The following is a 20,390-nucleotide window of genomic DNA, read 5'->3' on the forward strand; positions in this document are numbered from 1 at the left end:
TATGCAGGAACCACGCTGGTTAATCGAAGGCCGAAAGTATATCGGTCAGTTAGAAACTAAAGGCCCACGTCATAACCCCCTCATTCTTCAGTTCTGGAAAGACATCAAACGCAGTGGAATCAAAGATGATGAAACGCCATGGTGTGCAGCCTTCGTTGGTTCCATGCTCGAGCGAGTCGGAATCAAATCAACCCGCTTTGAGTCTGCGAAGTCCTACCTCAACTGGGGGGCCGAGCTACGCGAACCAGCCTTCGGTTGTGTTGTGGTATTCAGTCGTGACGGCGGCGGGCATGTGGGATTCGTTGTCGGGCAACGTGAAAACGGTGACCTGATGGTACTGGGCGGCAATCAGTCTGATGCTATTAATATCCGCGCCTTCCAGCGTTCGCGTGTATCTGGTTATCGCTGGCCGGTGAATGAGCCGAAAGATACTCGACAACTTCCGGTGATGAACGGGAGTCGTTCGGAGAGTGAGGCATGATTGAATATTTCCTGCTTTCGCTTAAAACGCACTGGCGCTGGTGGCTATCCATCGCCGCGCTGGCGGTGATTGCATGGCTCTGGAATGAAAACACCCGCATCGATGCCAGCCTTACCACGTTACAGGGTGAGAACGACAGTAGCCGCGCTGTCATGGATAACATGCTTCGCACTGTCGCTATCACTAACATTGTTCTGGGAGTCAATCAACATGCTAAGAACCAGATTGCACTGGAGTCAAAGAAAGCTTCGAGTGATATCAAAACTGCGATTGTGGGTGATGATTGTGCTAGCCAGCCTGTTCCTGCTGGCGCAGTTAAGCGGATGCAGCAGTACAAAGACAGTTTACGTGCCGGTACCGCCACTACAACTTCCAGCAAGCCTGACAGCTGAAACGCCTTATCCATATATTCCTGACAATATGACGTGGGGTGGAAGCCTTGATTTGAACGTTAGCCTGCTGTCGGCGCTTGGGCAGTGCAATCGGGATAAGGTTGACATTCAAACCATTGGACGTGAGAAATATAGTTCGCCCGCAAGATAATTCTGCCTTGTGCGTAAAAGTAAATTACACGCACAAAAATTGCATTTCATGCGTGATTTTATTATAGTGCGCCCATCATTTACTGATGGAGCATTGTTATGGCTTTCAGAGCACGAGAGGATGCAGAAGAGAATTTCCAATACGCATTAAGCCGACTCATTCCCAAGGAAGGTACTAAAGAAGAAAGAGAAAAAGCTAAAATAGTGTTGGAAGATATTCGCTCAAAATATGGCCCTGTGATTGATGCTTATCCTTCATGGCATCCCTTGGTATCAACCTCAAGCAAACAAGGCTGGCCGATGACTAGACCTTGCCCAGAAAATGGATACTCTGGATTAGACCACACAGTATTTTTCGCAAATGCCTTCATTACATGCCCGTATGATGGAGGGGAAACGATTTTGGCATCAGTGAGTAAACGTCCTGAACATCATGCTGCGAGTGTAAATGCTGCTGAAATTGACGCTGTTATTTATCATCCAGCAGCAACTCCTATTTTGGTTACTTGTGATTGGGAGCGCCCTCTGAATATTGATGGCACTATTCCTAAGTCATTAGCTATGGGTTTGATGCTGGAAGAAGAGATTCCTCAATGGCGATTGGCGCAAGTAGCTGAAACGTGGGAGACAATGCGTCCCTATTTTTTAGGTCGACCACATGGAGCTCGTTCTTCTTTATCGGTTGACCAAGAAACAGGGCAAGCAATGAAAACCATATGGAATGCGATAATCAATACCGGAATGTATGGCCCAATAAAAGTTTAGAATTATTTGCCGCCTACGGGCGGTTTTTTATTGCCATCACAATGAGCAGACCCATCGTAATGGCATTAAATGCTTCAGATGCAGGGGCATCGCTTGGCAATTGCGAGGCCGGTTATCATTCTGGCTTCGTTGTCTGCTAACTCAAGGCTAGTGGCACAAAGCTTTTGATATCGGCCAGTCGTAAACCCTGTTTTATCCGCCTGACTCAGCAATGGATTGATTGTTTTGCATTTGGCTCGGTGAACTCGGGTAAAGCGCGCATCACTCTTGGAGCCCTTACCGCGGGCCGTTTTCAATGCGTTAACGACAAACCCGTCAGGGTTATCACTTAGCCATTCCCGATAAGCTACTTCGCTATCCTGCTGACGATCACTTCTGAATACTTCAAGCGCCATAGTGCATCTTCATATATTTAATAAGGCCTTAATATATAACACGGATTTTCCATGGCAAAACCGGACTGGGGAACCCTTCAGGCTGGTAGCCATTTTGAACTTAAATCATCTTCCCATCGATTTTCACAACAGCGTCTGCGCTGCTATTAGGGAAAACGATCTCAACGTTCTTACCAGACTCTGTTCTTACTGTAATGGTTAAGGATCTTGGAGGTGCGCCAGTGTCGTCGCCAGTAAACGCTACAACCAAATCTGCCGACGATTTATCCTCACCTGCAATTGGCATCAAACCGCCATCTGCTAGTCCTGCATGAATAGTAAAATTTCCCATCCATATATCCTTTTAGGGAATAATAAATGGCACTCACCGGCAAACAAGAAATGTTCTGTCGCGAGTACCTCATCGATTTAAACGCCACTCAGGCAGCAATTCGTGTGGGGTATAGCGCTAAAACAGCTAACCGCACCGCAACAAAGCTGCTGTCAAAAGCTGTCATCCAAACCAGAATCGCTGAGCTCAAATTACAACGCAATGAAGAAGTTGGAATTGATGCAGCTTATGTTTTGAAGCGCTTAGTTGAAATCGATCAGATGGACGTTCTCGATATCCTAAACGACGATGGCAGCCTGAAGGCAATCAGTCAGTGGCCGAAGACCTGGCGCATTACGCTGCAAGGACTGGATATCGCTAAGACTATCCAGAACTTCAATGAGGAAACGGCAGAAACCATCCTGAAGAAGATTAAATGGCCAGACAAGGTTAAGAACCTTGAGCTGCTTGGTAAGCATGTCAGCGTCCAGGCATTCAAAGAACAAATTGAGCAAAAGGTCACAGCGACTCACAACATCATGCCAGTGCCATCATGCGATAGCGTAGATGCCTGGGAAGCTGCGGCGCAGAAACAGCAGAGCGAGGTTTTAGGTGGATGAATTACAAAGCCGTCTGGAAACCTTTGCCAGGGTCGCAATCGCTGTCTCTGAGCTGCCCATGCAACGAGATTCTTTATGAAGGGACTCGCGGACCGGGTAAGACTGCAGCGCAGTTAGCCCGATTCCGTAGGCTAGTTGGCCTCGGTTACGGTTCATTTTGGCGTGGCGTCATTTTCGATACCGAGTATAAAAACCTCACCGACATCATTACCCAGTCCAAGCGTATGTACCGCCTGTTTAACGATGGCGCTCGCTACCTGGCATCAGCCAGTGAATTGCGTTGGGTATGGCCTACTGGTGAAGAGCTTCTCTTCCGGTTCGGCAAGGAGGAAAGCGACTACTGGGATTTTCACGGTCAGGAGTTCCCGTTTATCGGCTTCAACGAACTGACCAAGCAGCAGTCCCCTGAGTTCTACGAAATGATGTTCTCTTGCCGGCGATCTTCATTCCGTCCCGATGATTATCCGCTCGATGATGGATCGATTATCAAGCCAATTCCTCTTGAGACATTCAGTACGACCAACCCGTTTGGCATCGGTCATACGTGGGTTAAGAAGCGTTTCATTGAGCCAGCGCCGCGCGGCACCATTATTCGCGAAACGCAGAAGGTGTTTAACCCGCAGACAGAGCGCGAAGAGGATGTGACGCTAACCCGTGTTGCCATTCACGGCTCGTTCAAAGAGAACCCGTATCTCGACCCGCAATACATCGCAACTCTGATGAGCATTAAAGACCCCAACCGCCGCAAAGCATGGGTTGAAGGCTCGTGGGATGTGACCAGCGGTGGGCGCTTTGACCACCTGTGGAATGAATCGCTGCACGTTATCAAACCATTCCGCATTCCTGATACCTGGACAGTTGACCGTTCACATGACTGGGGCGAGTCGAAACCGTTCGCAAACCTCTGGTGGGCACAATCTGACGGAACAGAGGCAACACTTTCTGATGGCCGCAAATTCTGCCCGCCGGCAGGTTCACTCATTCTCATCGGTGAATGGTATGGCTGCCCGCCAAGTGAACTTAACAAGGGGCTCAATATGTCATCCACGAACGTTGCCAAAGGCGTGGCGTGGGTTGATAAGCGCCTCGTCGGTAAAGATGCTGGCGAGCCGGTAGAAACCATAGGCAAGGGGCAGATACATATTATGCCGGGCATCTGCTCAAAAATTGTGGCTGGTCCGGCTGATAGTGCCATTTACAACACCGCAGACAATGAACTTTCCATTGGACAGAAGATGGAGAAGCAGGGCGTTAAGTGGGTTGAGTCAAACAAGAAACCCGGCTCGCGCATCAATGGTGCGTCGCTATTTGCTGACATGCTGGAGGCAGTAATTGAAGGTAAAAAGACTGAGTCAGGCATGCCAGAAAAGCCAGCATTTTATGTCTTCGATTATTGCCGTGGCTGGATTAGTCGGGTGCCAGTACTCGTTCGCGATGACAAAAATCCGGACGATGTTGATACATCCCAGGAAGATCACGACTGGGATGCAACTCGCTATCGCGTTCTACACGTTCATTACAAGCCAACCGGCAAAGTCACCAATCTGAGACTCTGATTCCATGACCGACATTTCAACACCCAATCTGGACTATGGGAACATGGTTCAGGCGTGGGACATTAACGACGCGCTGATGGGCGGCACGCTGTATATGCGGCAGCTTGGCAAAACCTACCTGCCAATGTGGCCCAAAGAAGACAAGGGCGCGTACAAAGAGCGCCTCGCTGTGGCCACGTTGCTGCCAGCATACGAGGAAACCATTAAACAGGATGTTGGCCGGGTATTTGCTGAGCCAGTTCAGTTGAAAGAGTCAGTGCCTGATGGCGTTCGTGACCTTGCGCCGAATATCGACCTCGAAGGCAATCGCTTTGATGTCTGGGCGCAGTCGCTCTTTGGACTGGCAATGCAATATGGCCTGGCGCATGCGCTGGTGGATTATCCACGCGTTGATACCGAGCAGGTGAAAACGAAAGCCGAAGAGAAGGCAACGGGCGCACGCCCATACGTCACGATGATTAACCCGCGCCAGGTCATCGGCTGGAAATCGAAGGTCACTGGCGGAAAGGTGGTCCTCACTGAATTGCGCATCAAAGAGGTCGTTATTGAAGATGGCGACGACTTCGGGCAGAAAAAGATTGAGCAGATTCGTTATCTACGTCCGGGCAATGTGCAGTTGCATCGCAAATCGACGGACGCGCAGGGTGCTGCGAACTGGGCGCTGCATGAAGAATGGGAAACTTCCCGCACTGATATCCCGCTGGTCACGCTCTACACCAAGCGCACTGGCTTCATGTGTGGCACACCGCCGCTCTTGAACATGGCGCTGCTGAACATCAAGCACTGGCAGAGTCAGAGCGAGCAGGATAACGTTTTGCATGTGGCTCGTGTGCCGTTGCTGGTGGTTTATGGACTCGGCGAAAACGAAGAACTGGTCATCGGCTCATCATCTGCGACTGCATTTGACGATCGGCAGCGGCAAGGGCTTGAATACGTCGAACATACCGGCGCGGCAATTAGTGCAGGTAAAGAATCGCTTGCTGACCTGGTAGAACAAATGCGCCAGGCGGGTGCGAAGCTGCTGCGCACTGAGAACACCTCCACGAAGTCTGTCGACCAGACCAGCGAAGAGACAATGCAGGAGCAATCGCCGCTCTACACCATGGCAAACAGCCTGGAAGATGCGCTGGCGAACATTCTGCAAATCATGGCGGAATATCTCGACCTGCCGGAAGGCGGCTCGGTTGATGTGCGCACTGAACTGGATGTTGAAACCAAAGAATTTAATCCTCCGGCTGCGCTCGCGATTCAGGCGCTACGGCAGGGTGGTGATATTCGTCGTATCGATGCCATTAAATCCCTGCAGAAGCTGAACCTCATCGACGCCACGATGGATCCGGATAAGGTGCTGGATGAGTTACTCAACGAGGCTCCAACGTTAACGGGTGAATGATATGCGCAATCGCAAATGGACCGTTAACCAACACCTGCAAAACGAGACCATTGCGCACAGCTTATTTGTTAGCCGTTATGGCAATGGAGCGGCACGTCGCATGGTTCTCATCCTGAATCAGGCTGATGCTGAGCTCGCTGCGCGGCTGCTGGTGGCGCTCGAGGACATGAACCCTTACACCATGACGGTTAAGCGGCTGGCAACGCAGCTCAAAGCGGTGCGGGCGATTAACCAGCGCGTTTACACCTCGTTAAATGAGTCACTAACAGCAGAGCTGGAAAGCTTTGCTGCGCACGAAGCCACATATCAGGCGCTGATGTTCAGCGACACGTTGCCCGAAGTGATATTGCAGCATGTACCACTTCAGCAACTCACGCCGCAGCAGGTGTTTGCCTCTGCGGTATCTCAACCATTCCAGGGGCGCTTGCTGAAGGAATGGGGCGAGAAGCTGGAAGCGGACCGGATTGAGCGTCTAACCAATGCCGTGCGCATGGGATTCCTAAACGGTGAAACCACTGAGCAGGTAGTTCGCCGCGTTCGTGGTACCAAAGCCAGTAACTGGCAGGATGGCGCATTGCAGGTCAGTCGGGCCAACGCTACAACTGTTGTGAAAACCGCCATCAATCACGTTGCCGCTACTGCCAGGCAGGACTTTGCCGAGGCCAACAGCGACCTGATTAAGGCTAAGCAATGGGATTCGACGCTGGACAATAAAACCACGCCAATCTGCATCGTGCGCGACCATCTGCTGTATACCCTGGACGGGCAGCCAATAGGCCACAAAGTGCCGTATCTAAACGGTCCCGGCAAAGCGCATTACTGCTGTCGGTCATCTGAAACCTACATCACTAAATCATGGCGTGAACTGGGTATTCCGGTTAATGAACTCGACGGCACCACTCGCGCATCGATGGACGGGCAAGTGCCAGCGAAGACCAATTACCGCGACTGGCTGAGCAATCAGAGCTATGCCAGGCAAGAGCAGGTGCTGGGCGTGACGCGCGCCAGGTTGCTCTCTGATGGGAAACTAACGGTCGATGAGTTTTTTAACGACCGGGGCGAGATGCTCACGCTCGAGCAACTCAAGCGCATTGATGCCAGCGCGTTTGATTAGCAGCAAACAACTTTATCGGGGTCGCCAACTGGCGGCCCTTTTTATTACCTGCCGTTTAGCGGATGCGACGCGGCGAACGGGTCGGATGACCTTTTAGCATTGGCCGGAAGGCTGGAGAAAGACATGAAACTGAAACTTGATGCAAACGGACACGTAGTGGTTGAAAACGGTATGCCTGTGTATGTGCATGACGACGGAAAAGAAATCCCGTTCGATGCCTCTGCGGCGATGGGCAAAATCACTCAGCTCAACGGCGAGGCGAAAACTCACCGTGAAGGGAAAGAGCAGGCGGAAGCCAAACTATCCCAGTTCGCCAGCATCACCGACCCGGCCAAAGCGCTCGAAGCACTGGACCTGGTATCCAGGCTCGACCAGAAGAAGTTGATTGACGCGGGTGCCGTTGACCAGGTTAAAGCCGAAATCACCAAGGCATTCCAGACCCAACTGGATGAAGCCAACGGCAAGAGCCAGAAGCTGGAATCGCAGCTTTATCAGGAGATGATTGGGGGTCGCTTCGGTGGCTCTAAGTTCATTTCCGAGAAGATGGCAATCCCGGCGGAGTTTGTTCGTTCTCACTTCGGCCAGAACTTCAAAATCGAAGACGGCAAGGTGGTTGCATACAACCCGAATGGCGAGAAGGTGTACTCCCGCACCAAGCCTGGCGAACTGGCTGACTTCGATGAAGCGCTGGAATCGCTGGTCGAGCAATACCCGCAGAAAGACCACATCCTCAAAGCATCCGGCAACACTGGCGGTGGCTCTCAGCAGTCACAGCATCAGGCCGGGCAGAAAACCATGAAACGCGATGCGTTTGACGCCTTGCCGCCAGCTGAGCAACAAGCTGCGATTGGCGGTGGCACGAGCATCGTTGACTAATCGAAAGGAAAAATAAATGTCGAACACTTTGACCGGGCTTATCCCGACTATCTTTACTGCCCTGAATCGCGTATCACGCGAACAGGTTGGATTTATCCCAGCAGTGGCTCGCAATGCGAAAGCTGATGCCGCCGCTAAAGACCAGACCGTTACCGCACCGGTTGCGCCGAAAACCACTACCGTTGATATTACCCCTGCTGCTACCGCGCCGAACGACGGCGATCAGAACATTGGCACAGTGGACGTTAAAATCACCAAATCCAAAATGGCACCAGTCAAATGGAATGGTGAAGAGCAGTTAGCCATTGGGCCCTCAGGCAATTACGACGTTGTTTTGGCTGACCAGTTCTCTCAGGCGTTCCGTGCTCTGGGTAACGAAATGGACGCAGACCTGGCGGCGCTTTTTTACAAATCATCCCGCGCTGTTGGCGCACCAAAAGACACGCCCTTCAGCGTCAAAGATGATCTGTCTGATGCGGCAAACGCCCGTCAAATCCTTACCGATAACGGCTGCCCGACTACCGACCTACGGATGGTTCTGGGTGGAGAGGCGATGGCGTCAATTCGTGGCAAGCAGTCAGTGCTGTTCAAAGCGAATGAAGCCGGCACAGACCAATTGTTGCGAGAAGGTGTTATTGGTCGCGTCATGGGCTTCAATCTGCATGAATCCGCAAGTATCAAACGCACGGCGAAAAGCACCGCAACTGGCTATAAGGTCAATGGTGAGAAGAAAGAGGGCGATATCATCATCGCTATTTCTGCAGGTACTGGTGGCATTGCCGCTGGCACTGCGGTGCAGTTTGCTGGCGATGACAATAAGTATCTGGTTGCCGCAGCCACTTCTTCCACTCTTACCATTTCCGCGCCAGGCCTGCGTCAGGACCTTGCCGACCAGACCGCCGTCACGGTTCTGAGTGAGTTTGCGCCAAACATGGCATTTGACCGCAATTCATTCCTGCTGGCTTGTCGCACCCCGGCGATGCCTAAAGGCGGCGATACCGCTGACGATGTGATGAACGTAACCGACCCGGTTTCCGGCATCACCTTCCAGATTGCTTTGTACCGTCAGTACCGCCAGGTGCGTTATGAGGTTGGCGTGGCGTGGGGTGTTGCATCTGTGCAGCCTGAGCACTCCACCATCATCATGGGCTAACCATTGGGGCTTCGGCCCCTAAATCTTTTGGGAGGCCCAATGGCCGGATTAACCAAAGAGCAGCGTGCACAGCGCGAGGCTGAGAAGAATGCGGGTGGCATGGTCGTGATGGTACGCGATGAACCAGAGTTCCCTGGTGGTCCGCTGAGCGCTGATGTTCACCCCGACGAAGTAGATAACTGGCTGGCGCTGGACTGGCGTCTGGAGGAATAACCATGCTGGTTGCCGATCCCCATTCGCCTGGCTTCAATAGCTACGCCAGCGTTATCGATCTCAAAGCCTTCGCTGATTCTCGTGGTTACTCATTACCAACAGATGATACTGAGTGCGCTCAGTTACTGGTGCAGGCGATGGACTATCTCGAAGGGCTGGCATGGCGCGGTGAGCGTGCTGTTTCATCTCAGCTTTTATCGTGGCCACGCTCCGGATTGCGCTTTGATGGCATTGACCTCCCTGATGATGCCATTCCTAAACAGCTCGTTTCAGTTCAATGTCGCCTGGCGGTTGAGTCGCAGGAAATTGACCTGGTACCTTCAGTTGCTGGTGGCGGCGCCGTGACGATGGAACGTGTTGAAGGTGCCGTAACTGTGCAATACGAAGCTGGGACCAGCAAAGCAACACCATCGTTCCCATGGCTATTCGCTTCACTGCGCGGGCTGGTGGTAGGCGGTAAACAGGTTCGGGTGACAAGGGGATAGCATGGCAATCAACTATCTGCGAATGCGTGCTGCTGCAACCCGGTTGCTTACGGAGAACGGCGCACAATACATGCTAACCCGTGGTGGAGCTGTTCAGCGCGATGAGAATGGCCGGGAAGTGAAAACCCCCGCGGTATCAGCGACCGTAACGGGCGTTATCACTGAGTACCAACCACGAGAGATTGATAACTCACTGGTGTTAACTGGCGATATCAAACTGACGGCCACGTACGAAACGGAAATCCGAATTGATGATCTGATAGTCATTGATGGAAGAACCTATCGTGTTGAGCAACCCAATCCTGTTAAACCGGGCAAGGTGCTCATCAGCTACAAAGTTCAGCTAAGGATGTGACCATGGGTAATCAGGCTTTTCTGGACTCTATCCAGTTGTTTGTTGATAGCGGAAAGGAAGATATCGAGAAAGTCGTTCGGGTGACCGGTATCAAAATTCTGGCCCAGCTTGTGAGAATGTCTCCGGTTGGCAACCCGGATGTTTGGGAAGTGAACCAGACAGCAGTTTCGTACAACGAAGAGGTGACTAACCACAACAATGCGCTGCGCATTGATGAAGCAAACCTGACCAAAACTGGGCGATTGCGGAAAGGCATGAATGTTCATGATTCCATGGATATCAAAGCACCGCCTGGCTATATCGGTGGCCGGTTCAAAGCCAACTGGTTTGTGGGCATGGATTCGCAGCCGGTTAACGCAACTGATGACGTCGATCGCACAGGGAATATCTCAATGCGGCGCGGTCGCGTCATCCTTGAGACGTTTAAGGTGGGAATGACCTCAATCTACTTCACCAATAATCTGCCGTACGCGTATTCGCTTGAGTTTGGTCATTCAAAGCAAGCCCCCGGAGGAATGGTGCGTATCACCGCGCAAGACTTCCAGAAGCTATTCTCTGAAGCGGCAAATGAGGTGCGCAATGGCTGACCAGTCGTTACGGATTATCGAAATGCTTGAACAGCGTATTGCCTTGTTTGCTAACACGCAGGGTGTACAGGTTGCATGGGAGAATATCCCGTTCACACCCCCACAGGATAAGCCTTACCTCCGAGTGTTTGTATTGCCAGCCGCAACCCAGAGCATTGATTTTGAGGCCAGCGCCAAAACCTACCGGGGTGTTATGCAGGTGAACGTGATCGCAATGGCCGGTAATGGCGTCACTGATTCACGCCGTATAGCAAACGGTATTTCAGATGAATTCCCGGATGGTGAGAGATTGCAGTATGGAGACCTGTCCGTGTACATCAGCGGGCAGCCAACAATACATTCCGGCATACAGGACCGCGCCTCATCTGGCCCGACAGGTGGCTCTGGCTCCATCAGTTACACGATACCCATCTCAATCAGCTACCGCGCTGACTACTGACCCGCTACGGCGGGTTTTTTATTACCCATATTCAGGAGAGTGCAATGGCATTCGCAATCCCCAATGGCTCGCGTGTGAACATCGCTAAGGCCTATCTCGCCCAAATTGTGTTCAGCGGTGCATCTAACGCTGATGAGTGTGAGCTTACCGTAGCATCGTCCACAGGCATTCTGGCTGGTGACGTGGTGCAGGTTAATTCCGGATGGCTGAAGCTCGATAGTATGGTGCTGCGCGTTAAATCAGTCACCACCACCAAAATCGTGCTGGAAGGCTTCGATACTACCAACACCAATAAATTCCCGGTCGGTACCGGGGCAGGCACGCTGCGTAAGATTGATTCGTGGATCACCATGCCGCAGGTCATGACGCTCGGTACCGAAGGCGGTGACCAGCAGACCATCAGTGTCCAGTTCCTGGAAGATGATAAAGCGCGAACTATCCCGACGTTTAAAAACGCCGTGGTTCAGGTTTATACCTTTGCGCATGATCCGCTACTGGCGATTTATAAACGCCTGATTGAGTGTGACGAGTCCAGCGATACAACGGCTGTGTGGTTCCATAACCAACGTGGCAAAGCTGACCGTTTTTACTCCGCAAAAATCTCATTCCAGAAAGTGCCGAAGACGGAAGTTAACGCCGTTGAAAGTAACGAAGCGCGAATGAACTTCGAATCAGATATGCAGATTTATCCAATCGCTGATGCCTCAGCAACACCACTGGCGTTTGTTTCCGATCTGGATAAACCGAACCAATCGGTGGCGGTAGGCGCAGCTCTGGACCTGGCTGTTGTGGTATCAGGCGGCTCTGCGCCATACACCTACGTCTGGAAGAAAGATGGAACAGTGCTGCCAACTCAAAAAGCCGCCACGCTGCATATCGCTGCTGCGAGTGCTGGTGACGCGGGTTCATACACCTGTGAAGTCACTGATGCCGCAGGTAAGACGATTACCTCAAAGGCATGTGCGGTAACCGTTCCTTAATCATCTTGCCCGGTTCGCCGGGCTTTTCTACGAGTAAACCTAATGACCAAATTCACCCTGATCCCCAATCCTACTTTTTCTGTAACCGCCTCCATCCCCCGCGCTGGTGGCGAGGATGGACAACTGACCTTCACCTTCCGCCATAAAACGCTCGACGAGTTACGCGCTATGGATGAGAAGCTTCAGAAGTCAGCGGAAGGGAAGAAGTCCGCAGTTGAACCGCAGACCGATTACCTGATGGAAATCACTGAAAGCTGGGCGCTGCCTGATGAGTTCACCCGCGAAAACGTTATTACCCTCCTGAAGAACTACCCACGCGCGTTCGACAGCATCGGCCTGGCTTACACCAAAGAACTGATGGGATTGCGCGAAAAAAACTGAGGCAGGTCGCCGCAGCGATGTATACGCCGGGACCGTCAGTCGCGGAGTTAGCCGCTTTTGGATATACGCCTGAAGATGTGGAAGAAGAGGTCGGCATTCTGCCATCGGTATGGCCGTCCTTTGCTGTCTTCTCATCACTGGCAACGCAATGGCGTGTTGGTACTGGCGGTGCAACCGGCATCGATTACAACGTTCTCCCCTGGATGTTCGAAATGCACAGGGTTGAGGATGCGGCGGCCTGTCTGGCTGATATTCAAATCATGGAGCACGAAGCTCTCACAACGATGAGTAAGGTGCCGTAATGTCTGAACAAATCGCGTCGATTACGCTGCGTGCTGATGTCTCGGATTTGAAGACGGCAAATACTGAGCTCGATAAATTATCCGATGCAGCAGCTGGCGCAGCGGCTGGGGCCGATAGCCTGGCTGATGCGGCAAAGCGTGTTAAGCCTGCGACGCAACAGGGAACGGAAGGACTTAAAGAGCAACAAATCGCCCTAAAGGGCTTGCTGGAGAATATCGACCCGGTCACCAAAGCCCTTAACCGCCTGGATGAGCAGCAGGCTTCCCTGCGAGGTTTTCAGACCAAAGGGTTTCTGGATAACGATACCTTCCTTTCCTACAACAAAATCCTTGATGACACGCGCTTAAAGCTTACTGATACGGGTGAAGCTGCGGCGCGAGCGCAGGCAGAACTGGCAGCCACGCAGGCAGCAGAGAAGCAATCGGCCTCACTGAAAAGCCTGCTGGGCTCCATTGACCCGACTATTCGCGCATTCAATGCGTTGGATGAACAGCATGCGCTGCTTGTTTCGCACTTCGAGTCAGGACGCATTAACAGCAGCCAGTTCGAGCATTTCAACGGCATCCTGAACGAAACGCGCCAGCGGCTAACTACCGTGGCTGATGCGTTGCCGGAGACACTGTCCAGGCAGCAACTGGCCGCACAAAAGGCCGGGATATCTATCGGACAGTACAACGCTGCGCTTCGTACGCTCCCTGCGCAGTTTACGGATATTGCAACGCAACTGGCTGGTGGTCAGTCGCCATTCCTTATCCTGCTTCAGCAGGGCGGGCAGATTAAGGACCAGTTTGGTTCTGTCGGCGGGGCGATTTCTGGAGTCGGTGGCTATTTGCGTGGATTGCTGGGACTGCTTAACCCGGTGACGCTGGGAATTGGCGCGCTGGTTCTAGGTGTTGGCGTGCTTGCGACGGCCTGGTACAAAGGGACGCAGGAAGCCTCCGAGTTTAATCGTCAGCTCATTCTGACGGGGAACTACTCGGCACAATCAGCAAGCCAGTTGTCAGAAATGGCGCAAAAGATTGGAGGCTCGAGCAACAAGGTCGCAGCCGCTGCCGCCACGTTATCTCAGGTAGTTGGCGCTGGCACATTCAAAACCGATCAGCTGGAGTCGGTAACCCGCGCTGCGATGGCGATGGAAAGCGCGACCGGGCAATCGGTCGATGCCACGATTAAGAACTTCCAGAAGCTATATGCCAATCCCACAAAGGCATCAGAGGACCTGAACTCAACGCTGCATTACCTCACTTCCGCGCAGTACGATTACATTGCTTCGCTCGAGCGTCGTGGGGATAAAGAAGGTGCAGCAGAGGCCGCAGCCAAAGCATATAGCCAGGCAGAGCAGAGCCGCAGCCAGCAAATCATCAGCAATCTAGGATTGGTTGAACGCGCAGCCAATAGCGTCAGAAGTTCGCTTAAAGGCATGTGGGATGAACTGCTGAACATTGGCAGGCCGGAAGCACCTGATGACATGCTCAAACGTATGCAGGCTGATTTGGCAGCCAGAGAGAAAACGCTTTTGCCCGAGCGTCAGCGAATGGGTTATGGCTATAGCTACGACACAAGTAGTGGCGATCAGGATTATGACAATCGGCGCAAGGCTCAGTTAGCTGCAATAAGCGCTCTGAAAGAGCAAATAGCCCCGCTTCAGCAGATGGCGATGCAGCAAAAGGACATTGCAGCATCAGCCGAAACAGCCAAAGATGCTGACGACAAACGCACCAGTTCGCTGATTTATCAGAACCGAGTCCTCGAGCAGTCTGCTACCTGGCAGGAAAAACGCAGCAAAGCACTTTCTGAACTCTGGAAAAATGTTGCGGCAGCACCAGACAAGTGGAGTGACTCACAGCGCCAGCAGGCTGTTGATGGCATCAACAAGCAATTCCACCCAGACAAAACCGCCAAAACTCCAGCTGTACGGGTGGCGGCCGGTGACCGCTCACTCGATACCTACAACGCTGAAACGCTGGCGCTACAGGCTCAACTTAAAGTTCTTCAGCAGCACACTGGCGTTAATGACGTAATCAGCCAGCAGCGCAAGCAGCAGTGGGAGATTCAGGCCAAATTCAGCGTGCTGGAAGATGCCGCTAAATCCCGGACGCTGACCAAAGACGAGCAATCGTTACTGGCAACGAAAGATAAAGCCTTAGCCCAGGCGGAAATCAACGCCGTAATAGGCGACCAGATTGCCAGCCAGCAAAAGCTGAACTCTTTAGCAGACCAGGCGAATAAGTTTGCTGACCAGCAGGCAGCTAAACGTGAAGAAATCGCCGCGGCAGCGCGAGGTGAATCAACACGTGAAGCGGAAAGGGCATCCTCCCTTCAGCGCATTAAAGAGGCGTATTCTTACAACCCTGAAGCACAGAAAAAGGTTCTTGCCGAACAGCGAGCAACGTATCAGGCAGAAGATGATTTGCGTGGGGATTGGATTGCAGGCGCCAAACGTGGATGGGCCGATTATGCCGATGCTGCCACTAACACCTATGATGGCGTCAGGAATGTAGCCTCATCAACATTCACAGGCCTGTCCGACATGCTGACCAGCCTGATGACTACCGGGAATGCCTCCATCAAAGAGTTCGGCAAATCCATGCTTAAGATGATCGTTGAGGTCACTAATCGCTTGCTGGTGGCTTACGCGGTGCAGCAAGCTTTGGGCTGGATCAGCGGCAGTTCTGGTGGTGGAACAACGCCATCAGGCGCTTATACCAATGCTGCAGCGGGACTTAGCTTTGATTCAGGAGGCTACACGGGATCCGGAGGGAAATACGAACCGGCAGGCATCGTTCACAAAGACGAGTTCGTTTTCACTAAAGAAGCGACCAATCGTCTTGGCGTCGACAACCTCTACCGCTTAATGAACGGTGGAACGATGTCGCGTTATGCAACGGGTGGGCTTGTTGGGAGCGGGAAGGGTAATTCGACTGGGGCAACAGGTGGCATTAACGTCGATATTTACGTCGATAACCGAGGAAACAGTACTTCGAATGTTAGCGGTGGTAGCGGTGGTAGCGATGGTGATGCTGCTGCCAGGGCATTGGCTGAACGTATCAAAGGATATGTGACCGAGGGAATCGCAAAGGCAATCCGTGATGATGGCATGATTGGTGGGAGTTTTGCGAAAAAGTAATCATTTTGGATACATGTTCATATTAACTATGGATTTTTCACCAGGTATAGCTGATAGATGTTCTGTGCTAGTCTTTAGGCCATCTAACAACGAATTGGTCTCAGCATGCCGAGTGTAAATCCTCAACTCATAACAAATGACCTACTTGAAAAACTTATCCCTTCTATTGAATCGGGAGAAAATAAGCTTGGGGATTTTGGGCTAAGAGTAATATTGCGTGAAGCAAAAAAAATCCCTGATATTGCGCAATCATTGTTGATTACGGGACTCGCTGAGATCGTCGGTGGCAATTACGCCGCAGCTATCGGAACGCATGAACGTTTAGCTTTGATTGCCCCTTACAACGATACTACGTGGGTCAATTTTGCTATAGCCTTCGGGCAGAAGTGCCAGTATAAGCTCGCAAGGAAAATATCGATCGAAAGTATTCCTTTCGCAGATGTATCAGGACTTTATCACGCATTTCTTAACGCGGGATATTGGGCTGATCTCCATTCCATGATCGCAATAAAAAACAAAGGTCTATTCCAATCATTAGAACCATCGTCGCTTACTGATAAACAAAGAGGCGATATTATGCGTTGTGAAACTATTTTAAGTGTTCTGGAAAGCGATTTAGAGGAGTCTAAATTTCTTTCAGAAATGGCACTTCTAGTGATGCGTATTGCTGAGGAACACAGCCTACCTCCAAGACAAACATCTGTTCACACTGATGCCGAAGGGATGCTGATATTTTCTTTTGGTGTAGCAAAAGATCAAGCTGAATTTGTATGGGATTTAAACCATGAATTGGCTAATTTAATAGTTGATAACCATTTGTTCTCAGCTAATAGCATCGCAACATTCCATGTGATTGAGGCTTAGGATGGCAATTTCTCATTACGAAATACTTCAGATGTCAAAATCATTAGCCCTAAAAGATGATGATGAGGTTGTTCTTAGAGCTGCGATTGGTAGAGCTTACTACAGCATGTTTCATGCTTCTCACGAGCTTGTCGGCGGTCACATACCAAAGAACCATCCTATACCTGGAAAAATATTTAAAGGCGGAACTCATGCCCGTCTTTCTCAATATTTAGCTGATTGCGCTGAAAGTCTCCATCCAGAACATATTCGGTCGTTACAGCTATTGTCTGTAAAACTAAAAATGTGTCATAAAATTAGATGCGAAGCTGATTACGAACTGACGCACAATATGAACCGTTCTCAGCTAGAGAATATTGTGAAGGATGCAGAAATTGCGCAAGACCTTGTCAATCAAATCAAGGTACAAGTGGCCTAGCATCTGACAGCGCCTTTATCCGTTATATCTATTTATGAACCCTGCACATGCAGGGTTTTTTTATGGGGAAAATATGGCAGTTGAAACCTACAAATGGCATTCGCAGCTCGGTGCTGGGCCTATCGAATATAGTCAGACAGTTCGCGCAGCCCAATTTGGCGATGGCTATGAACAAGTAGCCGAGAACGGGATTAACTCGACAGCTATCCAGGTGCCAATGAAGCATGTGGGGGCTGAAACGGAAGTGAATGAACTTCGCACTTTCTTGCTTTCCCACGTAGTGAAGGCATTCATCATTACCCCACCAGGTGAAGAAAGGGGGCTTTACCGCGTTGTCGCTAATTCTGTACGCAAGAACGTTATTAGCAGCAAGTTCGCAGAACTCACTTTCACCATCAAACGAGCCTATGGGGTGTACGCATAATGGCTTTCGTCGACCAGGCCGCAAAACTGGCACCCGGTGGCAGGGTGCGTTTGATTGAAGTTGATGCCTCGGAATTCAGCGGTGGTATGCACCGTTTTCACTACAGTCCATTCCCACACACTCCAGAAGAAATCGACGCAGCAGCCGGCGATGAAAACAAGCTAGGCCCGAAGCCAATCATCTTTGATGGCAAAACTTACGATTTCTGGCCATTCCAAGTGGCTGACCTTGCTCTTTCAACTGACCAAGCCGCAGCACCAAAACTCAGTGTGTCGAACCTTGATGGTCATATAACTGCGCTTTGCCTTCAGTTCAAAGACATGGTGAATTCGAAAGTCAGCATTATCGACACCTATGCCGTTTACCTTGATGCCGTAAACTTTCCCGGGGGAACTAATCCAACGGCTGATCCTACGATGTTCTCGCTACAGACTTTCTGGATAGACATCAAATCATCTGAAGATGACGAGGTCATCACTTGGGCACTGAGCAGCCCGGCTGACCTGCAGGGCTTAGTGATCCCTACAAGGCAAATCACATCACTTTGTGAGTGGGCCCTGCGGGGCCAGTATCGTAGTGGTGATGGTTGTAGCTATAACGGCATAGCTTATTTCGATGCCAAAGGTAATCAAGTGAGCGACCCAGCGTTAGATGTTTGCGGAGGTTGCCTCAGTGATTGCTGCAAGCGCTTTGGTGCAGGACTGGGAGAACCAAACACTGCAACCCTCGATTTTGGTGGCTTCCCCGCAACGGTTCTCTTCACTCGATAATCAGGTTTCACAATGAACAAAACGATAATAACAGCCATCCGGGCTCATGCGCTGGAGGAATCTCCTCGCGAGTGCTGCGGCTTCGTCATTCAATCCGGGCGACGTCAGAGCTACATCCCAATACCTAACAGTCATGAAACCCCCACCGAGCACTTCCGTATCGATGGGGAGCATTGGGCAAACGCCGAGGATTCGGGAACGATTATCCGTGTTATCCATTCGCACCCTGGGGATGGAGCAAGGCCAATTCCCTCCGACCTTGATCGCCAGCAATGCAATAATTCGGGTGTCATTTGGGGCATTTACGCACCTGACTGTGATCAGTACGCCGAAATTACACCCGATGCCATTCCGCTTATTGGTCGCGCGTTCATTCTTGGCTCGCATGACTGCTGGGGATTGATTATGGACTGGCATGCCACGCAGGGCGTGAAATTGAATGATTTCCGTGTCGATTATCCCTGGTGGGAAAGCCAATACACGGACAACCTCTATTTCGATAACTGGGAGAAAGAGGGCTTTATCGAATGTGACCCCATGCCGGGTTGCATGGTCATCATGCAAGTTGAATCCGGGAAGTGGAATCATGCCGGGATCATCACCGAAGAGGCCGAGCTCTTACACCACTTGTACGGGCAGCCTTCATGCATCACGCCGTATTCACGCGGTTATTTCAAAGAAAGAACGATGATATGCGTCCGCCACAAAAACTTACCTCTGGAGCTAACACAATGGCGCGTTTAACAACCATCCGCTTATACGGACCATTAGGTGTTCGTTTCGGGCGCATTCATAAGTTTGCAGTTCAAACCTCGATGGAAGCAGTCAAAGCTCTTAGCGTTAATTTCGACGGATTTGAAGACTACCTACACAATGCCAAGAGCAATGGGATGGTATTCGCTGTATTCAGAGGGAAACGAAACATCGGACTGGAAGATTTTAAAAGTCTTGGTGGAAACGATGACATTCGCATTGCTCCGGTTATGGAAGGGGCAAAGAAGGCCGGATTATTCCAAACGATACTTGGGGCAATAATGGTAGTGGCTGGGGGAATCATGACTTATGTCTCAGGGGGAACAGCCTCTCCAATGGCCGCAGGTTTAATCTCATCTGGATTAGCAATGATGGCGGGTGGCATCTATCAGATGCTTTCACCACAACCTAAAGGCCTTCAAGGCCGTGATGATCCCGACAATAAACCAAGTTATGCATTTGGCGGTGCGGTTAACTCATTGGCAATGGGTAACCCGGTCCCAGTATTGTATGGGGAGCGAGAAATTGGTGGCGGGATCATTAGTGCAGGGATAATTGCCGAGGATATTTAAGCTCGGATATAAGTATCCGTCATTACTTTTCAATGCCTTAAGGTTATTATGTAGGTATCCATAATATAAGAAGGGATTAAAGTGAAAAAAACATTAATGGTGGTGGTTTGTGGGCTTTTATTGACTGGGTGCGCACGTCCATACGGTCCTGCAGAAACAATTATAAACAAACAGATTGTTGAGCCGAAGGTTGGAGTAGAACAAACCAAAGTAACTGTAACCAGGAACAAGCAGTTTGCTGGTGGTGGAAGCGGTGGTACATGCAAGTTTCTCATTCAAATTGATGGCAGTGACGTAGCTAAACTGCGACAAAATCAATTTGTGACAGCATATTTAAACAATGGTCCGCATCAATTGCGAGTCAGCAATGAATGTAATGTTTTGAGTATGGGGATGCGTAAAACACTCGACATTACTGCTGATGGGAAAGACCAGGAATATCTAACTGAGATTGGCTTCTGGGGCCAGTACCGCATGTGGCGCGTGAAATAACAGCCTACGAATTAAATTCTAC

Annotated in this window: 27 protein-coding genes and 1 pseudogene; 26 read left to right on the top strand and 2 right to left on the bottom strand. The window is 50.9% G+C overall.

The window, feature by feature from the left end:
* The first annotated feature begins 1 nt into the window (after nucleotide 1).
* From LVQ79_RS10355 to LVQ79_RS10370, 4 genes and pseudogenes are all read left to right on the top strand, one after another.
* A complete protein-coding gene (locus LVQ79_RS10355) occupies nucleotides 2–481 on the top strand; it encodes a TIGR02594 family protein (protein WP_232864855.1) in 480 nt (159 codons plus the stop codon).
* A pseudogene (locus LVQ79_RS10360) lies at nucleotides 478–753 on the top strand (hypothetical protein); the annotation flags it as partial. The gene LVQ79_RS10355 and the pseudogene LVQ79_RS10360, both read left to right, overlap by 4 nt.
* The gene (lysC, locus tag LVQ79_RS10365; RefSeq protein WP_502258311.1) at nucleotides 692–1,024 is read left to right on the top strand and encodes an Rz1-like lysis system protein LysC; all 333 of its coding nucleotides are present in this window, start codon (nucleotides 692–694) and stop codon (nucleotides 1,022–1,024) included. The pseudogene LVQ79_RS10360 and the gene lysC, both read left to right, overlap by 62 nt.
* Before the next feature lie 98 nt (nucleotides 1,025–1,122).
* Nucleotides 1,123–1,788, top strand: coding sequence for a hypothetical protein (locus LVQ79_RS10370; RefSeq protein WP_232864856.1), 666 nt, complete (start codon nucleotides 1,123–1,125; stop codon nucleotides 1,786–1,788).
* A 74-nt stretch (nucleotides 1,789–1,862) separates the two neighbouring features.
* Here LVQ79_RS10370 and LVQ79_RS10375 read toward each other — a convergent pair whose 3' ends face one another.
* Together LVQ79_RS10375 and LVQ79_RS10380 are read right to left on the bottom strand one after the other, a co-directional pair.
* Nucleotides 1,863–2,183: a hypothetical protein gene (locus LVQ79_RS10375; RefSeq protein WP_232864857.1), complete on the bottom strand. Its 321-nt coding sequence runs from the start codon at nucleotides 2,181–2,183 to the stop codon at nucleotides 1,863–1,865.
* 100 nt (nucleotides 2,184–2,283) lie between these two features.
* Complete coding sequence (locus tag LVQ79_RS10380) at nucleotides 2,284–2,514, bottom strand: hypothetical protein (protein WP_232864858.1); 231 nt, start codon at nucleotides 2,512–2,514, stop codon at nucleotides 2,284–2,286.
* Between the two features lie 26 nt (nucleotides 2,515–2,540).
* On the opposite strand from LVQ79_RS10380, the gene LVQ79_RS10385 reads away from it, so the two are divergent.
* From LVQ79_RS10385 to LVQ79_RS10490, 22 genes are all read left to right on the top strand, one after another.
* Complete coding sequence (locus tag LVQ79_RS10385; RefSeq protein ID WP_232864859.1) at nucleotides 2,541–3,113, top strand: terminase small subunit; 573 nt, start codon at nucleotides 2,541–2,543, stop codon at nucleotides 3,111–3,113.
* Nucleotides 3,110–4,669, top strand: coding sequence for a terminase large subunit domain-containing protein (locus tag LVQ79_RS10390; protein WP_232864860.1), 1,560 nt, complete (start codon nucleotides 3,110–3,112; stop codon nucleotides 4,667–4,669). Before LVQ79_RS10385 ends, LVQ79_RS10390 begins: the two co-directional genes overlap by 4 nt.
* A gap of 4 nt (nucleotides 4,670–4,673) precedes the next feature.
* Nucleotides 4,674–6,062: a DUF4055 domain-containing protein gene (locus tag LVQ79_RS10395; RefSeq protein WP_232864861.1), complete on the top strand. Its 1,389-nt coding sequence runs from the start codon at nucleotides 4,674–4,676 to the stop codon at nucleotides 6,060–6,062.
* A gap of 1 nt (nucleotide 6,063) precedes the next feature.
* The gene (locus tag LVQ79_RS10400) at nucleotides 6,064–7,176 is read left to right on the top strand and encodes a phage minor head protein (RefSeq protein ID WP_232864862.1); all 1,113 of its coding nucleotides are present in this window, start codon (nucleotides 6,064–6,066) and stop codon (nucleotides 7,174–7,176) included.
* 123 nt (nucleotides 7,177–7,299) lie between these two features.
* A complete protein-coding gene (locus LVQ79_RS10405; protein WP_232864863.1) occupies nucleotides 7,300–8,052 on the top strand; it encodes a DUF6651 domain-containing protein in 753 nt (250 codons plus the stop codon).
* A gap of 16 nt (nucleotides 8,053–8,068) precedes the next feature.
* Nucleotides 8,069–9,205, top strand: coding sequence for a major capsid protein (locus tag LVQ79_RS10410; protein WP_232864864.1), 1,137 nt, complete (start codon nucleotides 8,069–8,071; stop codon nucleotides 9,203–9,205).
* Nucleotides 9,206–9,244: 39 nt separating this feature from the next.
* A complete protein-coding gene (locus LVQ79_RS10415; RefSeq protein WP_232864865.1) occupies nucleotides 9,245–9,418 on the top strand; it encodes a hypothetical protein in 174 nt (57 codons plus the stop codon).
* Between the two features lie 2 nt (nucleotides 9,419–9,420).
* Nucleotides 9,421–9,903 carry a DnaT-like ssDNA-binding protein gene (locus LVQ79_RS10420; RefSeq protein ID WP_232864866.1) on the top strand — a complete coding sequence of 161 codons (483 nt, stop codon included), beginning with the start codon at nucleotides 9,421–9,423 and terminating at the stop codon, nucleotides 9,901–9,903.
* 1 nt (nucleotide 9,904) lies between these two features.
* Complete coding sequence (locus tag LVQ79_RS10425) at nucleotides 9,905–10,258, top strand: hypothetical protein (RefSeq protein WP_232864867.1); 354 nt, start codon at nucleotides 9,905–9,907, stop codon at nucleotides 10,256–10,258.
* A gap of 2 nt (nucleotides 10,259–10,260) precedes the next feature.
* Nucleotides 10,261–10,845, top strand: coding sequence for a hypothetical protein (locus LVQ79_RS10430; protein WP_232864868.1), 585 nt, complete (start codon nucleotides 10,261–10,263; stop codon nucleotides 10,843–10,845).
* A complete protein-coding gene (locus LVQ79_RS10435; protein ID WP_232864869.1) occupies nucleotides 10,838–11,284 on the top strand; it encodes a phage tail terminator-like protein in 447 nt (148 codons plus the stop codon). The genes LVQ79_RS10430 and LVQ79_RS10435 overlap by 8 nt, the downstream gene beginning before the upstream one ends.
* Nucleotides 11,285–11,328: 44 nt before the next feature.
* Nucleotides 11,329–12,264: a phage tail tube protein gene (locus tag LVQ79_RS10440; RefSeq protein WP_232864870.1), complete on the top strand. Its 936-nt coding sequence runs from the start codon at nucleotides 11,329–11,331 to the stop codon at nucleotides 12,262–12,264.
* Between the two features lie 42 nt (nucleotides 12,265–12,306).
* Nucleotides 12,307–12,645 (top strand): phage tail assembly chaperone, encoded by a 339-nt coding sequence (locus LVQ79_RS10445; protein ID WP_232864871.1) that lies wholly within the window; start codon nucleotides 12,307–12,309, stop codon nucleotides 12,643–12,645.
* A gap of 17 nt (nucleotides 12,646–12,662) precedes the next feature.
* On the top strand, nucleotides 12,663–12,947 hold the full coding sequence (locus tag LVQ79_RS10450) for a DUF1799 domain-containing protein (RefSeq protein WP_232864872.1): 285 nt from the start codon (nucleotides 12,663–12,665) through the stop codon (nucleotides 12,945–12,947).
* On the top strand, nucleotides 12,947–16,075 hold the full coding sequence (locus LVQ79_RS10455; protein WP_232864873.1) for a phage tail tape measure protein: 3,129 nt from the start codon (nucleotides 12,947–12,949) through the stop codon (nucleotides 16,073–16,075). Before LVQ79_RS10450 ends, LVQ79_RS10455 begins: the two co-directional genes overlap by 1 nt.
* A gap of 105 nt (nucleotides 16,076–16,180) precedes the next feature.
* Nucleotides 16,181–16,939 (top strand): hypothetical protein, encoded by a 759-nt coding sequence (locus LVQ79_RS10460; protein WP_232864874.1) that lies wholly within the window; start codon nucleotides 16,181–16,183, stop codon nucleotides 16,937–16,939.
* A 1-nt stretch (nucleotide 16,940) separates the two neighbouring features.
* A complete protein-coding gene (locus LVQ79_RS10465; protein WP_232864875.1) occupies nucleotides 16,941–17,357 on the top strand; it encodes a hypothetical protein in 417 nt (138 codons plus the stop codon).
* A 73-nt stretch (nucleotides 17,358–17,430) separates the two neighbouring features.
* Nucleotides 17,431–17,781 (top strand): phage tail protein, encoded by a 351-nt coding sequence (locus LVQ79_RS10470; RefSeq protein ID WP_232864876.1) that lies wholly within the window; start codon nucleotides 17,431–17,433, stop codon nucleotides 17,779–17,781.
* Entirely contained in the window at nucleotides 17,781–18,551 is a 771-nt protein-coding gene (locus tag LVQ79_RS10475) for a phage minor tail protein L (RefSeq protein WP_232864877.1), read from the top strand. Before LVQ79_RS10470 ends, LVQ79_RS10475 begins: the two co-directional genes overlap by 1 nt.
* Nucleotides 18,552–18,563: 12 nt before the next feature.
* Entirely contained in the window at nucleotides 18,564–19,295 is a 732-nt protein-coding gene (locus LVQ79_RS10480) for a C40 family peptidase (protein ID WP_232864878.1), read from the top strand.
* Entirely contained in the window at nucleotides 19,283–19,876 is a 594-nt protein-coding gene (locus tag LVQ79_RS10485) for a tail assembly protein (protein WP_232864879.1), read from the top strand. The genes LVQ79_RS10480 and LVQ79_RS10485 overlap by 13 nt, the downstream gene beginning before the upstream one ends.
* 81 nt (nucleotides 19,877–19,957) lie before the next feature.
* On the top strand, nucleotides 19,958–20,368 hold the full coding sequence (locus LVQ79_RS10490) for a putative periplasmic lipoprotein (protein ID WP_232864880.1): 411 nt from the start codon (nucleotides 19,958–19,960) through the stop codon (nucleotides 20,366–20,368).
* Nucleotides 20,369–20,390 lie beyond the last annotated feature (22 nt).

The sequence above is a fragment of the Buttiauxella cochleicola genome (assembly GCF_021282405.1).
Lineage (GTDB): Bacteria > Pseudomonadota > Gammaproteobacteria > Enterobacterales > Enterobacteriaceae > Buttiauxella > Buttiauxella massiliensis.

Excerpts from the sequence above, each read along its gene's own strand:
- LVQ79_RS10355 (WP_232864855.1), top strand. The coding sequence starts at position 2 with ATGCAGGAACCACGCTGGTTAATCGAAGGCCGAAAGTATATCGGTCAG.
- lysC (WP_502258311.1), top strand. The coding sequence starts at position 692 with ATGCTAAGAACCAGATTGCACTGGAGTCAAAGAAAGCTTCGAGTGATA.
- LVQ79_RS10370 (WP_232864856.1), top strand. The coding sequence starts at position 1,123 with ATGGCTTTCAGAGCACGAGAGGATGCAGAAGAGAATTTCCAATACGCA.
- LVQ79_RS10375 (WP_232864857.1), bottom strand. The coding sequence starts at position 2,183 with ATGGCGCTTGAAGTATTCAGAAGTGATCGTCAGCAGGATAGCGAAGTA.
- LVQ79_RS10380 (WP_232864858.1), bottom strand. The coding sequence starts at position 2,514 with ATGGGAAATTTTACTATTCATGCAGGACTAGCAGATGGCGGTTTGATG.
- LVQ79_RS10385 (WP_232864859.1), top strand. The coding sequence starts at position 2,541 with ATGGCACTCACCGGCAAACAAGAAATGTTCTGTCGCGAGTACCTCATC.
- LVQ79_RS10390 (WP_232864860.1), top strand. The coding sequence starts at position 3,110 with ATGAATTACAAAGCCGTCTGGAAACCTTTGCCAGGGTCGCAATCGCTG.
- LVQ79_RS10395 (WP_232864861.1), top strand. The coding sequence starts at position 4,674 with ATGACCGACATTTCAACACCCAATCTGGACTATGGGAACATGGTTCAG.
- LVQ79_RS10400 (WP_232864862.1), top strand. The coding sequence starts at position 6,064 with ATGCGCAATCGCAAATGGACCGTTAACCAACACCTGCAAAACGAGACC.
- LVQ79_RS10405 (WP_232864863.1), top strand. The coding sequence starts at position 7,300 with ATGAAACTGAAACTTGATGCAAACGGACACGTAGTGGTTGAAAACGGT.
- LVQ79_RS10410 (WP_232864864.1), top strand. The coding sequence starts at position 8,069 with ATGTCGAACACTTTGACCGGGCTTATCCCGACTATCTTTACTGCCCTG.
- LVQ79_RS10415 (WP_232864865.1), top strand. The coding sequence starts at position 9,245 with ATGGCCGGATTAACCAAAGAGCAGCGTGCACAGCGCGAGGCTGAGAAG.
- LVQ79_RS10420 (WP_232864866.1), top strand. The coding sequence starts at position 9,421 with ATGCTGGTTGCCGATCCCCATTCGCCTGGCTTCAATAGCTACGCCAGC.
- LVQ79_RS10425 (WP_232864867.1), top strand. The coding sequence starts at position 9,905 with ATGGCAATCAACTATCTGCGAATGCGTGCTGCTGCAACCCGGTTGCTT.
- LVQ79_RS10430 (WP_232864868.1), top strand. The coding sequence starts at position 10,261 with ATGGGTAATCAGGCTTTTCTGGACTCTATCCAGTTGTTTGTTGATAGC.
- LVQ79_RS10435 (WP_232864869.1), top strand. The coding sequence starts at position 10,838 with ATGGCTGACCAGTCGTTACGGATTATCGAAATGCTTGAACAGCGTATT.
- LVQ79_RS10440 (WP_232864870.1), top strand. The coding sequence starts at position 11,329 with ATGGCATTCGCAATCCCCAATGGCTCGCGTGTGAACATCGCTAAGGCC.
- LVQ79_RS10445 (WP_232864871.1), top strand. The coding sequence starts at position 12,307 with ATGACCAAATTCACCCTGATCCCCAATCCTACTTTTTCTGTAACCGCC.
- LVQ79_RS10450 (WP_232864872.1), top strand. The coding sequence starts at position 12,663 with ATGTATACGCCGGGACCGTCAGTCGCGGAGTTAGCCGCTTTTGGATAT.
- LVQ79_RS10455 (WP_232864873.1), top strand. The coding sequence starts at position 12,947 with ATGTCTGAACAAATCGCGTCGATTACGCTGCGTGCTGATGTCTCGGAT.
- LVQ79_RS10460 (WP_232864874.1), top strand. The coding sequence starts at position 16,181 with ATGCCGAGTGTAAATCCTCAACTCATAACAAATGACCTACTTGAAAAA.
- LVQ79_RS10465 (WP_232864875.1), top strand. The coding sequence starts at position 16,941 with ATGGCAATTTCTCATTACGAAATACTTCAGATGTCAAAATCATTAGCC.
- LVQ79_RS10470 (WP_232864876.1), top strand. The coding sequence starts at position 17,431 with ATGGCAGTTGAAACCTACAAATGGCATTCGCAGCTCGGTGCTGGGCCT.
- LVQ79_RS10475 (WP_232864877.1), top strand. The coding sequence starts at position 17,781 with ATGGCTTTCGTCGACCAGGCCGCAAAACTGGCACCCGGTGGCAGGGTG.
- LVQ79_RS10480 (WP_232864878.1), top strand. The coding sequence starts at position 18,564 with ATGAACAAAACGATAATAACAGCCATCCGGGCTCATGCGCTGGAGGAA.
- LVQ79_RS10485 (WP_232864879.1), top strand. The coding sequence starts at position 19,283 with ATGGCGCGTTTAACAACCATCCGCTTATACGGACCATTAGGTGTTCGT.